At 51.7% G+C, this 14,994-nt stretch carries 14 protein-coding genes and 1 other annotated feature; of the genes, 11 read left to right on the top strand and 3 right to left on the bottom strand.

The window, feature by feature from the left end; all coding sequences use genetic code 11:
* Positions 1–52: 52 nt before the first annotated feature.
* The 5 genes from T458_RS34820 to T458_RS34800 all read left to right on the top strand — a co-directional run bounded on the left by T458_RS34820 (position 53) and on the right by T458_RS34800 (position 5,018).
* A complete protein-coding gene (locus T458_RS34820; RefSeq protein ID WP_023555649.1) occupies positions 53–664 on the top strand; it encodes a DedA family protein in 612 nt (203 codons plus the stop codon).
* Positions 665–672: 8 nt separating this feature from the next.
* A complete protein-coding gene (locus T458_RS34815) occupies positions 673–1,038 on the top strand; it encodes a DUF1294 domain-containing protein (RefSeq protein WP_023555648.1) in 366 nt (121 codons plus the stop codon).
* Positions 1,039–1,178: 140 nt separating this feature from the next.
* Entirely contained in the window at positions 1,179–2,714 is a 1,536-nt protein-coding gene (locus T458_RS34810) for a spore germination protein (RefSeq protein WP_023555647.1), read from the top strand.
* Entirely contained in the window at positions 2,711–3,871 is a 1,161-nt protein-coding gene (locus tag T458_RS34805) for a GerAB/ArcD/ProY family transporter (RefSeq protein ID WP_023555646.1), read from the top strand. The genes T458_RS34810 and T458_RS34805 overlap by 4 nt, the downstream gene beginning before the upstream one ends.
* The gene (locus tag T458_RS34800; RefSeq protein ID WP_023555645.1) at positions 3,864–5,018 is read left to right on the top strand and encodes a Ger(x)C family spore germination protein; all 1,155 of its coding nucleotides are present in this window, start codon (positions 3,864–3,866) and stop codon (positions 5,016–5,018) included. The genes T458_RS34805 and T458_RS34800 overlap by 8 nt, the downstream gene beginning before the upstream one ends.
* 43 nt (positions 5,019–5,061) lie before the next feature.
* On the opposite strand, the gene sspI is transcribed toward T458_RS34800, so the two are convergent.
* A complete protein-coding gene (gene sspI, locus T458_RS34795; protein WP_023555644.1) occupies positions 5,062–5,298 on the bottom strand; it encodes a small acid-soluble spore protein SspI in 237 nt (78 codons plus the stop codon).
* Between the two features lie 177 nt (positions 5,299–5,475).
* Between sspI and T458_RS34790 the strand changes: the two genes are divergently transcribed.
* Positions 5,476–6,132, top strand: a complete 657-nt coding sequence (locus tag T458_RS34790; RefSeq protein ID WP_023555643.1) for a potassium channel family protein — start codon at positions 5,476–5,478, stop codon at positions 6,130–6,132.
* A complete protein-coding gene (locus T458_RS34785) occupies positions 6,133–6,957 on the top strand; it encodes a TrmH family RNA methyltransferase (RefSeq protein WP_023555642.1) in 825 nt (274 codons plus the stop codon). It abuts the gene before it with no gap.
* Here the strand turns inward: T458_RS34785 and T458_RS34780 are convergent.
* Positions 6,954–7,679, bottom strand: coding sequence for a DUF2225 domain-containing protein (locus tag T458_RS34780; RefSeq protein WP_023555641.1), 726 nt, complete (start codon positions 7,677–7,679; stop codon positions 6,954–6,956). The two genes, T458_RS34785 and T458_RS34780, sit on opposite strands and share 4 nt — an antisense overlap.
* 119 nt (positions 7,680–7,798) lie before the next feature.
* Positions 7,799–8,049, top strand: a binding site (T-box leader).
* Between the two features lie 99 nt (positions 8,050–8,148).
* On the opposite strand from T458_RS34780, the gene pheS reads away from it, so the two are divergent.
* The 3 genes from pheS to zapA all read left to right on the top strand — a co-directional run bounded on the left by pheS (position 8,149) and on the right by zapA (position 11,988).
* Positions 8,149–9,183: a phenylalanine--tRNA ligase subunit alpha gene (gene pheS, locus T458_RS34775; RefSeq protein ID WP_031305441.1), complete on the top strand. Its 1,035-nt coding sequence runs from the start codon at positions 8,149–8,151 to the stop codon at positions 9,181–9,183.
* 15 nt (positions 9,184–9,198) lie between these two features.
* Entirely contained in the window at positions 9,199–11,622 is a 2,424-nt protein-coding gene (gene pheT / locus T458_RS34770; protein WP_023555639.1) for a phenylalanine--tRNA ligase subunit beta, read from the top strand.
* A 96-nt stretch (positions 11,623–11,718) separates the two neighbouring features.
* Entirely contained in the window at positions 11,719–11,988 is a 270-nt protein-coding gene (zapA, locus tag T458_RS34765; protein ID WP_023555638.1) for a cell division protein ZapA, read from the top strand.
* Between the two features lie 73 nt (positions 11,989–12,061).
* Here zapA and T458_RS34760 read toward each other — a convergent pair whose 3' ends face one another.
* A complete protein-coding gene (locus tag T458_RS34760) occupies positions 12,062–12,424 on the bottom strand; it encodes a phage holin family protein (RefSeq protein WP_023555637.1) in 363 nt (120 codons plus the stop codon).
* 199 nt (positions 12,425–12,623) lie between these two features.
* On the opposite strand from T458_RS34760, the gene T458_RS34755 reads away from it, so the two are divergent.
* On the top strand, positions 12,624–14,981 hold the full coding sequence (locus tag T458_RS34755) for an endonuclease MutS2 (protein ID WP_023555636.1): 2,358 nt from the start codon (positions 12,624–12,626) through the stop codon (positions 14,979–14,981).
* Positions 14,982–14,994 lie beyond the last annotated feature (13 nt).

Genomic DNA, 14,994 nt, shown 5'->3' with positions numbered 1-14,994 from the left:
GCTCTCTTACGGATGAATGCAGACTAGCGGCGAAGATAGGGGATTTTGCCGGATGGAAGTTAACCTTCTGATGTCGATCATAGAACAATACGGTTATTTGGCCATTTTTTTTCTGCTGTGGCTCGGAATCGTAGGATTGCCTATTCCGGATGAGCTGGTAGTAGCGACGGGAGGATTTTTGGTTTCTATTGGGATCCTGGACCCCATCTACTCCTTTTTGACAGCCTATCTGGGAGTGGCATCTGGATTGACGATCGGGTTTTTGCTGGGAAAATATTTTGGGAAACCCATACTGGGCTGGCTGTCTAAAAAAGAGAAAATGAAGCATAAGGTAGAACAGGCGACGGCGATGCTGGAAAAACATGGAACGACCGCGTTGTGCATCAGCTATCTGTTCCCTGTCGTACGCCACCTGGTTCCATATTTGGTCGCGATGGGCGGAATGTCATATCGCCGCTATGCGCTTCTTTCCTATCCGATCGGATTGGTCTGGACCTTTGCTTTTTATCTGATCGGATACATCTTTGGACGAAATGTCGAGACCATCATCGGCATGATTCGTTCTTATGGGGCGTACACCCTGCTTATCCTTGTCGTCATTGCGGGAGTCTATCTGCTGGTACGCAAGCTGCGCACCCGTACCTCCCAAGCCAAAGGAGAGTAAGGGATGATATGATTCAGGCACAATGGCGGCGTCATCGCAGAAATCGCAATCTTACGCTGGGAGCGGCACTGCTTTTGATGGCGGCAGGCTTTCTCCCGGTACTTCCCATATGGGTGCCTGTTGCTGGGCTCGCTCTTGTCAACCTGTACGCTTGGTTGCTGATGGCATGGGACAAGCAGCAGGCGATCCAGCATCGCTTTCGCATCCCGGAGGCGAGCCTCTTGCTCGCTGCTGCGCTCGGGGGAGGGGCAGGCGCACTTCTGGGGATGCTTATTCATCGCCACAAGACCAAACATCTTCGCTTTGTTCTTTTGGTTCCGCTTTTTACACTCATCCAAATCTTGTTACTCTTCTATCTCTGGATAGAAGGATAGGGCACAGGTAGAGGTTTCTACTTGTGCTCTTTTTACATTTTTAGGCCCTTTCAAAGAATAAGATCGGATAACTTTACCATCACCGGGTAAACTAACCTACAACTCAATCGACTTTCGTGGACGTGAGAGGAGGAGGTTGTTTGAGCCAATTCTGGAATGCCTGGAACAAACGGAAGGATAGACTTCGCAATCAGAAGCTTGAGCAGCATGCCAATAAAAGTATGGATAGCGTCAAAGACAGTCCCGTGACCTCTTTACTGGAGGATAATATAGTATTGATCGAACAGCAGTTTGGAAAAAGCGATGATCTCGTGGTGCGCAGATTCCAGATCTCAACTGGTAAAGAGGCTGCTGTCATTTTTCTGGATGGGATGGTTGACAGAAATGTCATCAGTGATTTTGTCATTCGCTCATTGACGACAGAGAACGTCACTTATCTCGCGCCAGCTACCAATGAATTGGAAACAACAAATCAATTGCGTCAGATCGTTCGCAATATCTTGTCGGGTAATTCGGTTTTGTTCATAGATGGAAGCTCAGAAGTCTATCTGATCAATTCCAGGGGCTGGGATCGCAGAAGCGTGATGGAACCGCAGACAGAGTCGGTGGTGCGGGGACCGCGAGACGGATTTACCGAGACGCTTAGCGTCAATGCGGCGTTAATCCGCTTTCGTTTGAAAGACCCGAATCTGCGTGTCAAGCACTTGATCGTCGGCCAGCGCACGCAGACGGATGTTTTTGTGATGCATATCGATGGGGTTGCCCATCCTCCGATCGTAGAGGAAATCATCAGGAGAATCGAAGATCTGAATCTGGATGGTATATTGGAAACCGGCTATATCGAACAGATGATTCAGGATCATCGGTACTCGCCTTTTCCGCAAATACAGAATACGGAGAGGCCTGACAAAATCGTTGCCAATTTACTGGAGGGAAAAGTGGCCATCCTCGTCGATGGGACTCCCTTCGTGCTGATTGCACCCGCTGTTTTATCCCAGTTTTATCAAAGCCCGGAGGATTATTACGAGCGTTTTTACATTGCCTCCCTGATTCGCTTCATTCGGGTCATCAGCATTTTGATCGCCTTGCTGCTGCCATCGCTGTACATTGCTTTCAGCTCCTTCCATCCAGAGATGATTCCATCACGCCTGGTTATTGCGATGGCTGCTGGACGTTCCACAGTTCCATTTCCTTCCTTGGTTGAAGCGATGTTTATGGAGATTGCGATCGAGATATTACGGGAAGCCAGTGTCCGCTTGCCGGGACCGATCGGACCGACCATCGGCATTGTAGGCGCTTTGGTTGTCGGAGAGGCTGCTGTTTCGGCTGGATTGGTCAGTCCGGTCATGGTCATCATTGTTGCGGTGACGACGATTGGCTCATTTGCTTCTCCCAGCTACAGTGCAGCCATCGCGATCCGCATGCTGCGCTTTCCTGTCATGTTCATGGCTGGGTTGTTCGGACTGTACGGGATTATGCTGTTTATCATCGTCATGCTCATCCATCTGTCCTCGATCAAGTCCTTTGGTGTTCCGTACCTTTCTCCGATCAGTCCGGTCAATATGATGGGGATGCGTGATTTATTCCTGCGGTTGCCGCATCATCTCATGAAGTTACGTCCATCCATGTTTCGGGTGCATGACAGAATACGCATGAGGGAGGATGATCAGTCGTGAAGAGACAGGATAGCGGCAGCCAGCGGTACGGTTTCACCACCTGGCAGCAGACATGCCTGATCACCAGCACGTTGATCGGGGTAGGGGTACTAACCCTCCCCAGGACTGCAACCTCCCATTTATTGGAGGCGGGGTGGATGGCTCCGATAGTTGGATCACTGGGCGCTTATTACTCCATCTGGATGATCGCGAAATTAAGCCGCCGTTTTCCTGGAATGACCTTTGTTGAATACAGTCCGTTGGTTTGGGCTTCGAAGGAATCGCCAAAGCTGGGGAAACTTCTCAGCCTTCCCTGGATTTTTATATACTTGTCCTTTATCTACGTGGCGACTGGGATGGTTTCCCGTATCTTTGGCGAAGTGGTGGTCACCTCTGTCCTGCTGAATACACCGCTCGAAGTCATCATGATGACGATGTTTTTGCTCGCTTTTTTCTTGTCTTTACATGAGGTGGACGTAGTGGCCCGCGTCAATGAGATCCTTTTTCCACTCATTATCTTTCCGGTGCTGTTTATCGCCATAGCCTCCTTCCAGAAAGCAGATTGGAGCTATATCTTCCCGCTGATTCGGGTATCCGGAAAATCAATCTTCGAAGGGGCCTACGAAGCCGTCTATTCTTTTTCCGGCTTTGAAATCATGCTGATCTACTACGCGTTTTCTCAGCATAAAGCGGGAAAAGAAAAAGCGGGCATTGTGGGAATCCTGATAACGATGGTGGTCTACACCTTGATTGTCGTGGCGGGGATTACCGTGTTTGGGTATGAAGAGTTGCAACGCTTGACCTGGCCGACGCTCGAATTGGTCAAAACCACGCAGGTGCCAGGACTAATCCTGGAAAGGCTGGAATCGGCCTTTCTGGCAGTCTGGGTTGCAGCCGTCTTTACGACTGTTGCCAATGCTTATTACGCCGTCATATACGGTTTGCGTCAATGCTTTAACAAAGGGATCCTTTTTCAGAGGATCGCCTCGGCATTCTTGTTTATTCCCCTGTTTTTCATCGCTTTGCTCCCGCAAAACATCGTGGAAATATTTCAGATCAGTTCGTATCTCGGGATTGGCAACCTAGTCTTGAATCTCGGAGTGCCCACCATGTACTGGATTGTCCTGTTTCTGCGGGGCAAGGCAAGGGTGCCAAAGGAGCGGAAGGCGGATGGATAGACGCTGGAGTTATCTTTGCCTGCTTCTCCTGTGCCTTTCCTTTCTGGCTGGGTGCTGGGACCGAAGAGAGTTGGAGGAGAGAGCCTCGGTTCTGGCGATCGCTATTGATGCGGGCGGAGAAGATGAAGAACGATACCGGGTGACCGTGCAGATCCCGATTCCGATCAAGATCGCGGGAAGCAGCGGTCAGGGAGGCGGCGGGAATTCGAATGCCGTCAAGGTCATGAGTGTGACTGGACGCACGATAACGGATGCGACCAATAATCTCCAGCTCCGTTTGAACCAGCGTTTGTTTTTGGGACATACGCGCGTAGTTGCGATCAGTGAAGAGATAGCACGAGAAGGCATTGCAGATATTCTGGACGGTTTTCGCCGTGAAGCACTGATTCGGCGCTTGCTCTGGCCCATTATCGTAAGGGGGAAGGCGTCATCGCTTTTGGAGATCAAGCCGGAACTGGCGCAGATTCCAGTCGTTTTCATCATGGATTTGGTGGAAAATGGAAGGAAGATGGGGACCATCCCCGACAAAACGCTGGGAGATTATCTCAACGAAACCTCGAATAAGTCGATGCAGCCTTTTCTCAACTATGTAGAAGCGACGAAACGAGAAGTGAAATGGATCGGGACCGCTATTTTCCACGATCATAAGATGGTAGGCTCACTCACACCGATTGAGACCTGGTCGCTCTTGCAGCTTAGGGATCAGAAGAGGGGGGGCGATGTGATTATGCCTCTGGCGGGTGAAGAAGATGCTTATGTCACCTTACGTCCGCGATTTGTGGATACGAACCTGACCATTCGTCCGAATATATCCAAAGGAGGCGGGTTGGAAGCCGTGTTTGCCTGTGAAGTACAAGGGGACATCATGGAATACGTGCCCGGTCACATGCGCTTTGCTTCGCCGGAGGAATTTATTAGGGTGATGCAAAAGGAGCTGAAGCAGGAATTGGAGAAACGGGCAAAGCATATGGTTACGAAGCTGAAAAAGCACAACAGTGATATTCTCAAGCTGGGCTTGCATCTGCGCTCTTACCATTTTCGTGATTACTGGAGCCATCACGATTGGAATAAGGCTTTCAAGGACTTTCCGATACGCGTGGAATATACGATCAAGCTGCGAAGGCTCGGGATGGAGATGCAGCAATAATAATGAAGGAAAGGGAAGGTAAACTGCACCTTCCCTTTTTGCGTCACATCGGTTTGGATGTCTGAGCGGGCATGTGTTCCGCGATGGTTTGGACCATTCCTTGTCGAGCATTTTCATTGCTGTTTTGCCAGAGCACTTCAAACAGGACACCCAGGCCAGGCAACGTTTTTTCCTGGCCGCTGGAGATTGCATCACTAATGGTTTCTTCTACGGCATTTGCGTCTGAACCTTGCATTTTATACATGATCGCTTGACGCAAATTCAGGGAGGCGATATTCATGTGCAGTCGGACCCCTCTCTTGTAATGGTGGTTTCCGGGTTAGTATTTGTTGTGCAGGGTACCCTCATACCCTTTTGTAGCAGGGGAATGGGGTGTGTTATAATGCTTCTTATGAGTAAAGGCCCTTGGGGGAATCGGTAATGATTTGCTCGGGTGATAAAAGGAGTAGGTGCAGGCATGTCATCGAAGCAATTTGCGATTATCGGGATGGGGCGATTTGGTTCCAGCGTGGCACGCACGCTGTATGAACTCGATTTTGAAGTAATGGGCATAGATGAGAACGAAGAGCGGATCAACGAAAACATTCAGTATGTGACGCATGCCGTAGTGGCGGATACGACGGATGAACGCGCCTTAAAAGAGCTGGGAATCCGGAACTTCGATGTCGTGGTCGTGGCTATTGGCGTCGATATACAGGCAAGCATCCTCACCGTTTTGACCCTAAAAGAGCTGGGTGTCAAGAAAATTGTGGCCAAAGCGCAAAATGAACGTCATGGCCAGGTTCTCTACAAAGTTGGAGCGGACCGTGTTGTTTTTCCGGAGCGGGACATGGGAGTTCGTGTGGCGCATAACCTGATTTCTGCCAATGTTCTCGATTTTATCGAGCTGGCTGAAGATTACAGCGTGGCCGAGGTGATGGTCTCTCCGCGTATGGTCGGAAAGAGCTTGCGCCAGTTGAATCTACGCGCGCTGTATGAAGTGAACGTCATTGCGATCAAAAGCGGTGATAAATTCAACATTACTCCCAATCCGGACGATTTGATTCAGGTAGGGGATGTCCTCGTCGTGATCGGCAATAACAAGGACCTACAAACCTTTGAGGAGCAAGCGTAAATGGCACATGAACGAATTACATCCGCGCAGAATCCGTTGGTCAAACGGCTGCAGCTTTTGCTGGAGAGAAAAGGAAGGGAAGAGTCGGGCAGTTATCTGATCGAAGGAGCCCACTTGGTCGAGGAAGCCTTAAACAGCGGGGCAGCCGTTACAACGATTCTGTATGACAGCGAGAGAGAATTGAATGCAGCCTGCCGTCAGGCGCTGACGAACATCAGCCCGGACGTGCATGTCGTGGCGGCGTCCGAGGCGGTTTTGGCCAAGCTGAGCGAGACCAAGTCACCGCAAGGAATCGTCGCTGTCGTGAAGAAAAATCAGCATAATTGGGAAGAATGGACGGAACAGCTCCTTCAGGCAAAGCAGGATGTTCTTCTCCTGTTTTTGGACGAGCTTCAGGATCCCGGCAATCTGGGGACGATCTTGCGCACAGCGGAGGCAGCAGGTGTAGACGGAGTCGTTCTTGGACGGGGCAGCGTTGACCTGTACAATGGAAAAGTCGTGCGGGCTACGATGGGGGCGATCTTTCGCCTGCCCGTCTTCACGCAAGATTTGACGGTCGCGGCTGACCAGTGGCGTCAAAAAGGGGGCCGCATGCTGTGCTCGACACTCCGGGAAAACAGCCGCTCCTACGACAGCGTAGACTATAGTGGAAAAGTCGCGATCGTCATCGGCAATGAGGGCCGCGGAGTCTCGGATGAGATGATCACGCAGGCGGATGAACTGGTGCATATCCCGATCTACGGTCAGGCTGAATCGCTCAATGCAGCCGTAGCCGCAGGCTTGTTGGTTTACGAAGCGCGCAGAAAAAAAGACCGGTCTCATTAACCGGTCTCCTGCCCGAGTGTTTGCTTCTTGTTTTTATACTCTTCACGTGCAAGCTGCCATTGGTCCTGCGCCATGCGTATGATACCGCTTTCCATTGTACGGCCGCGAAACTCCAATGCCTTGCCGAAGTAGCGGATGGCGTTGTCAAATTCGCCAAGCCGCCGATGCAGTTCGCCAATGAGGTATAACAATCGCACCTCCGACATTTCCTTGTCCCCGACCGTATAATCCGAGTGGATGTAGGATTGCTCGTATTCGTCTACAGCCATGCCGATAAAGCGAAGCTCTTCCGCAGTGTTTTCAGCAAAGCGGTACAGCCAGGCCAGGCGTAGATACAACCCTGCTTTGACAGAGTGCGGTTGATCAGTCAACGCAGCGGCATAGATCGCCAATTTATAGCAGGCAATCGCTTCTTCCTCTCGACGGAAGGAGCCAAAATGCTTGCTGGTCCACTTGGCAGTGATGTTCTTTTGCACGCTCTTGGCTTGTGAGGGTGTCAGCTTGGGATAGAACTGGTCGGTAAAAGAGAAGCCGCATTGCGGGCAGACGTGAACGGAGTACAAGATCGGATTCAGCGATTTGTCCTTGAATTGTGTACAAAAATCGGTATCCCGGTGCTGGACTGCGAGGGAGCCGCTGCGAACTCGCTTGGTAGTAAAAGGGGTCTCACAATGGCGACAGTTGACGGATTTGTCGTAAAGCACGTTATGAAGATCGATCATTTCAGACTTCCCCTTTTCTGCGTGATGCCTGTTTTTACTTGTCAATTAGGGTGGACTTGTTATGTATCGTTGAAAGTTATTCTCCGTTACGCTATAATTTCCATACGGATTCATTATAACCGAAAGCGATGATAGAGACTAGTACGCAGGAACTACGTGTTCGCAGGGAGAAGATGCCGGAGACTGGAAGCATCTTTAACGCGCTAGCTGCCGAATTCACTCTGTAGCCGCACTCTGAACCGCCCAAGCGAAGTAGGAGCAAGCCGGGTCATTCCCGTTACCAATGATCTAAGTGAGACTGCAGGCATATGACCACAGCCTGTCTGTCTAACAAGGGTGGTACCGCGAGAAAAAGTAACTCGTCCCTTTTTGGGGCGGGTTTTTCTTTTTTTGCAGCAAGGCTTCACCACATTTTGGAGAGCCAAGACATTTGCATAAGTACAAAACGATAAAAAAGGAGCGATTCAACGTGCAAACTCGGTTGCAAGAGATGAAGGAGTCTGCGCTCGGCCAGATCAGCCAAGTGACGGATTCCACCCAACTCCAGGATTTGCGGGTCAAATACCTGGGGAAGAAAGGTGAGTTGACAGAGCTTCTGCGTGGAATGGGCAGTCTGTCACCGGAAGAACGCCCGCTCGTCGGGCAATTGGTCAATGAAGTGCGAGAAGCTCTGGAAGCTGCTTTTACCCAGAAGCAGTCTGCGCTGGACGAGGCAGTTCTCCATGCCAAGCTGGCTTCCCAAACCATCGATGTGACATTGCCGGGACGTCCGGTTCCAACAGGGACGATGCATCCGCTCTCCCGCATCATTGAGGAGATCGAGGATATTTTCATCGGTCTTGGCTTTGAGATCGCCGAGGGACCGGAAGTGGAGATGGATCACTTCAACTTTGAAATGCTCAATCTGCCTAAGAATCATCCGGCCCGCGACATGCAGGATTCCTTTTACGTGACAGACGAGATTTTGCTGCGCACGCATACCTCTCCTGTGCAAGCTCGGACCATGCTGAAGAAGCAAGGGGATACTCCTGTGAAGATTATCTGTCCAGGTAAAGTGTATCGCCGTGATGATGACGATGCGACACACTCCCACCAATTCACGCAGATCGAGGGTCTGGTGGTGGACAAAGGAATCGGCATGAGTGACTTGAAAGGAACATTGCTGACTTTTGCCAAGCAAATGTTCGGCCCGACCCAGCAGGTGCGACTGCGTCCTAGCTTCTTCCCGTTCACGGAGCCAAGCGCTGAAGTGGATCTGCAGTGCTTCAACTGCGGCGGAGATGGCTGCCGGGTCTGCAAACAGACAGGCTGGATCGAGATCCTGGGCTCTGGCATGGTACACCCGCGTGTACTGGAAATGGCTGGTTACGATCCGCAGGAAGTAAGCGGCTTTGCCTTTGGCATGGGTGTTGAACGGATTGCGATGTTGAAATACGGCGTAGAAGATATTCGCCATTTTTATACGAATGACGTGCGTTTCCTGCGTCAATTCAACCGAGCATAGAGAGGAGAGGCGAAGATGAAGGTATCGTATCAATGGTTATCTGAATATGTCGATCTGAGTGGCATCACACCGCACGAGCTGGCGGAGAAATTGACGCGCAGCGGGATCGAAGTGGACGCAGTGGAATCGCGCAACGCAGGGGTTTCCAATGTTGTCATCGGCTATGTGAAAGAACGCAGCAAGCACCCGGATGCAGATCGCTTGAACGTATGCATCGTCGATGTGGGGCAGGAGCAGGACTTGCAGATCGTATGCGGGGCGCCGAACGTCGCACAGGGACAAAAAGTGGTGGTCGCACTGGTAGGCGCTCATTTGCCGGGAGATCTCAAAATCAAGCGTTCCAAGCTGCGCGGTGTCGAATCGCAAGGCATGATCTGCTCTGCCAAGGAATTGGGCCTCAACGACAAGCTGCTGGCGAAGGATCAGCAGGAGGGCATCATGGTTCTGCCAGAGGATGCAGAAATTGGAATGGACGCCGTCTCTTATCTGGGAATGGATGATTATGTTCTGGAGCTGGGACTCACTCCGAATCGTTCGGACTGTCTCAGCATGCTCGGCGTCGCTCATGAAGTAGCGGCGATTTACGGCAAGGAAGTCATGTTCCCTGCCATCGAGATCGAGGAAAATGGCGAGGCCAACCCGGTCCAAGTACGGATTGATGCGAAAGAGGAATGTCATCAGTACCATGGACGTCATTTTACTGATGCCAAGATCGCCAGCTCTCCGCAATGGATGAAAAATCGCCTGATGGCCGCCGGAATGCGCCCGATCAACAATGTCGTGGACGTGACCAACTACGTCCTGTTGGAATACGGTCAACCTCTGCATGCTTTCGATGCGAGCCAAGTGGCAGACCGCTCCATCGTTGTACGTCTGGCTCATGAAGGCGAAGAAATCGTGACTCTGGACGATCAAAACCGCAAGCTGGATGCCCAAACCCTGTTGATTACCGATCCGCAAAAAGGCTTGGCCATCGCAGGGGTGATGGGAGGAGCCAACTCGGAGATTAACGATGATACGAAGGAAATAATTCTGGAAGCAGCCTGGTTCACACCGCAGACGGTTCGCAGCACCTCTCGCAAGCTGGGCATGCGCACGGAAGGCTGCGTGCGTTGGGAAAAAGGAGTAGACCCGTTGCGCGTGAAAGAAGCTGGGGAGCGCGCTGCAGCTTTGATCCAGCAATTGTCTGGTGCGAAGGTTTCCCGAGGAGTAGCAACCAATGTCGTTCAAGAAGGCGAAGCAGCTGTCGTTAGCATTACTCTGGAAAAAATCAACCAGCATCTGGGTACATCCCTGAATGCGTCAGAGGTTTCGCCGATTTTTGATCGCCTCCAGTTCCCGTATCAAGTCGAGGGCAGCAAATGGACGGTCACAGTTCCTACCAGACGCGGAGATATCACTTTGCCCGAGGACTTGGTGGAAGAGGTTGCCCGTCTGTATGGCTACGACAAGATTCCGACCAGCCTGCCGACAGGGGTCACTACCCAAGGACAGCTTACTGCAGATCAGCAGCTGCGCCGGACGATTCGTCGCCACCTGATTGGAGCCGGGCTGCATGAAGCGATTTCCTACGCTCTTGTTTCCCCGGAACGCGTGGAGGACGTAGCGGGATTGCACGAAGGCCAGACGAATCCAGTCGCCCTGCTTATGCCGATGAGCGAAGAGCACAGTGTCCTGCGCACAAGTCTTCTGCCGAGTCTGTTGAGTACTGTGGCTTACAATAAAAATCGGCAAAATCATGATGTTTCGATCTTTGAGCTGGGACGGGTATTCTTGCAACGCGAAAACGTTTTAAAAGAACTGCCGGAAGAGCGTGTGTACGTCGGCGGCGCTATGACCGGGCAATGGATGCCGCAAAACTGGATGGGAGCGAAACAGCCTGTCGATTTTTATCAGCTCAAAGGCGTAGTCGAATCCCTGCTGCACGCGTTGGGAATCCAGCATGTCACTTACAAAGCGGCCTCCGATTTAGCAGGCATGCATCCGGGACGCACTGCTGAAGTGTGGGCCGAGGAAAATCGTCTGGGATTCCTGGGTCAGGTTCATCCAGGGACGGAGAAAGCATACGACCTGACCGAAACCTACGTTTTCCAATTGGATCTAGCGAAACTGGGCGAAGCAGCAAGCGATGTGGGGCATTACAACCAGCTGCCGAAATTCCCTGCCGTGACGAGGGACCTGGCACTGGTCGTGAACCGCGATGTCAGCGCAGGCATGCTGCAGGCGACCATTCGGGAAGCAGCCGGAGAATTGCTTGAGTCGCTGACCCTCTTTGATGTATACACGGGTGAACGCATTGCCCAAGACAAGAAAAGCATGGCCTTTTCCCTGGTATTCCGCCATCCGGAGCGTACCTTGCAGGATGAGGAAATCCAACAGGTTACGACAGCAGTGATCGAAGCATTGAAAACAGCAACAGGCGCAGAATTGCGCATGTAGGCTGTAGAATGCAAGGACAGCTTGACGAATTATGACATTTTCAGTAACCTAAAAAGGATACAGTAGAGCAAAGGTCGCAGTAGGGAGGAACCCTTCGTGCAAGGTGATGGAAAAAATCGTTTGACGGTTGATATCTATGGCCAACAATACCGGTTGAGTGGCAAGGCGAGTGTGAATCACATACGTACGGTGGCCGGTTTCGTTGATGACAAGATGAACGAAATCGCCAACGGGAATCATCGTTTGGACACGGCCAAGATCGCCGTACTTACTGCAGTCAATATCGCAGATGAGTACTACCGCCTTCGCCAAGAGTACGAAGAACTGCTGAGACTCCTTCAGGAAGACGCAAAAGAAAAGTTATAAATTCGTGAAAACGCTAAAAAAGAGAGGCACTGGCCTCTCTTTTTCACATTTGCAACCCTATGGGAAGTAGCGATCAGGTTTCTTGTCGATTGCGGGGTTCCCCCAGATTGTTCTTGATGGGGATAAACAGGTCGATGATTCCGATAACCAGTGAGGCCAGAAGCGCTCCCAGAATGGTGACACGGAAACCGGCGACAAAATACTGTGTAATGTAGATGACTACAGCACTGACGAGAAAACCGACAATCCCGCGGTTGTAGGGCGAAATGCGCTCACCGAACAGGGATTCAACAATCCAACCGATTACGGCGATAACAACAGCCGCTAACAGTGCCGTCCAAAAACTGTTTACAGAAAAGCCGGGTACGAGAAAACCGACAAACATCAGTACGACAGCGGCTACAATAAAGCGGATGACATGGCGCATGAATGTCAAGTCTACTCCTCCTTTGTGTGTTGTATCAGTCTCATTCTGGCTCAATTGATAGCTGTTTATCCATCGATAGCATGTGTAAAATTATCCTTGAAGAAGTCGGCATGCTATAATGGTGGATAATCATTGATGGAGAAGCTTTGACACCCTGCGGCAACGGGCATTGTTTGCGAGGCCGAAGGAGGATATGAGGAGGATCACAGTGGAACAACGGGTCTTAAAAACCTTGGAATATGACAAAATGATCGCCATGTTGATCGACAAGGCGTCCAGCACATACGGGAAAGAAAAAGCGGCAGAATTGATCCCCACCACGTCGCTGGAACAGGCAAGCATCGCGCAGCGCGGAACGGCAGAGGCCGCAACGGTATTGCGTTTGAAAGGAAGCGCACCTTTGGGAGGAATACGCGACATCCGCGGTCCTGTACAACGCGCCAGGCTCAATGCGATGCTCTCTCCAAGCGAACTGCTGGACATCGCCAGCACGATCGGGTCGGGACGCAGGCTGAAAAACTTTCTTCTGGATATGGCAGAAGACGAGGAGCTTCCTTTGCTGCAATTCCAGGCAGAGCGAATCGAGGGATTGCGTGATCTGGAGACAGAAATTCGCAGATGTATCGACGAAAACAGCGAAGTTCTGGACAGCGCCAGTGTAGAGCTGCGTCAGGTTCGCCAGGAAATCAGGCAGGTCGAATCACGCATTCGGGAAAAGCTGGATCAGATGACACGCTCTTCCTCCTACCAGAAGATGCTGATGGAAAGCATTGTAACGATCCGTGGAGACCGCTTTGTCATTCCGGTAAAACAAGAGTATCGGCATGTGTTTGGGGGAATCGTTCACGACCAGTCCGCATCGGGAGCGACGCTTTTTATCGAACCGGAAATCATCGTTGCGATGAACAACAAGCTGCGTGAGCTTCGTCTGCGTGAGGAGCGAGAGGTGGAGCGGATTTTGTATCTGCTGACCGAACAGGTTTCCTTTGCGGTAGAAGCTTTATTGGAGAATGTAGATGCGCTGACTGAGCTGGACTTCATGTTTGCCAAGGCTCAATTAGCCTGGAGCATGAAAGCGATCTGTCCACGCTTGAACGACCGCGGCTATCTTCGCATGAAAAAAGCGCGTCATCCGCTGATTCCTCGTGAGGTCGTCGTCCCGGTAGATGTAGAACTGGGTGGCGAGTATCAGGCAATTGTCGTCACCGGACCGAATACCGGGGGAAAAACGGTATCCTTGAAGACGATCGGGCTGCTGTCATTGATGGCGATGGCAGGCTTGCATATTCCGGCCGAAGAAGAAAGCGAAATGACGATCTTCTCCTCGGTCTTCGCCGACATCGGGGATGAACAGTCGATCGAGCAAAGTCTGTCTACGTTTTCCAGTCACATGACCAACATCATCCACATTCTGGCTTCCATGGATGAGCGCAGCCTGGTCCTCTTCGACGAGCTGGGTGCCGGGACAGACCCGACGGAGGGAGCGGCATTGGCGATGTCCATCATCGATCATGTAATCTCGTCCGGAGCGAGGCTGGTAGCCACTACGCACTACAGTGAGCTGAAGGCGTACGCCTACGACAGGCCAGAAGTCATCAATGCCAGTGTGGAGTTTGACGTCGAGACGCTGCGCCCGACCTATCGGCTGCTGATCGGTGTCCCGGGGCGTTCCAATGCTTTTGCGATTGCTCGCCGGCTTGGGCTGCCCGAGGAAATCATCGAAGTGGCGCGCGGCTCCATCAGCGAAGAAGACAATCAGGTGGAAAGCATGATTGCTTCGTTGGAGCGCAATCGCAAGACCGCAGAAGCAGAGCGGCAAGAAGCAGAGAGGCTGCGCAGGGAAGCAGAAGAGCTGCGCCGCCAGCTGGAAGAGGAAAGAGCCCGTTTTGCCGAAGAAAAAAACAAGCGGATGGAGCGGGCGGAGGACGAGGCGCGAATCGCTGTCCAGCTGGCCAAGGAAGAGGCCGAGGCGATCATCCGCGAGTTGCGTGACATGCGTGACGAGGGCGTCGAGATCAAGGAACACCGTCTGATTGAAGCGAAAAAGCGGCTCGGCAATGCCGTGCTGGAGCTGGAGAAGGAAAAGGTAAAAAAACCAGCGAAGGCCGTACGGGCCACACAAGTCAAAGTAGGGGACGAAGTCATGGTCACAAGCTTCGGACAAAAGGGTTTTGTTCTGGAAAAAGTGAATAACGATGAATATCTGGTGCAGATCGGCATCATGAAAATGAAAGTAAAGCGGGATGACATGAACGTGGTGAAGCCTGCCAAAAACGAGCAGCAAGCAGCCCCGTACACGTCTGTAAAACGAAGAAGCGACTCCATCAAGATGGATTTGGATCTGCGCGGCTACAATGTAGAGGATGGCATTCGCGAAATCGAACAATTCCTCGACGATGCCCTGTTGGCCGGCCTGCATTCTGTCTCCATCATTCACGGCCATGGTACGGGCGTTTTGCGCAAAGGCGTACATGAGTACCTGCGCCACCACCGCAATGTGAAGTCCTTCCGTCTCGGCGGACAGGGAGAGGGCGGCGTTGGCGCAACCATTGCCGAACTGAAATAAAGGCGGGGGAGAA

This window comes from Brevibacillus panacihumi W25, from assembly GCF_000503775.1.
Classification (GTDB): domain Bacteria; phylum Bacillota; class Bacilli; order Brevibacillales; family Brevibacillaceae; genus Brevibacillus; species Brevibacillus panacihumi_A.
The sequence above is the reverse complement of the archived record's forward strand: the minus strand, read 5'-3'. Positions and strand labels throughout refer to the sequence as shown.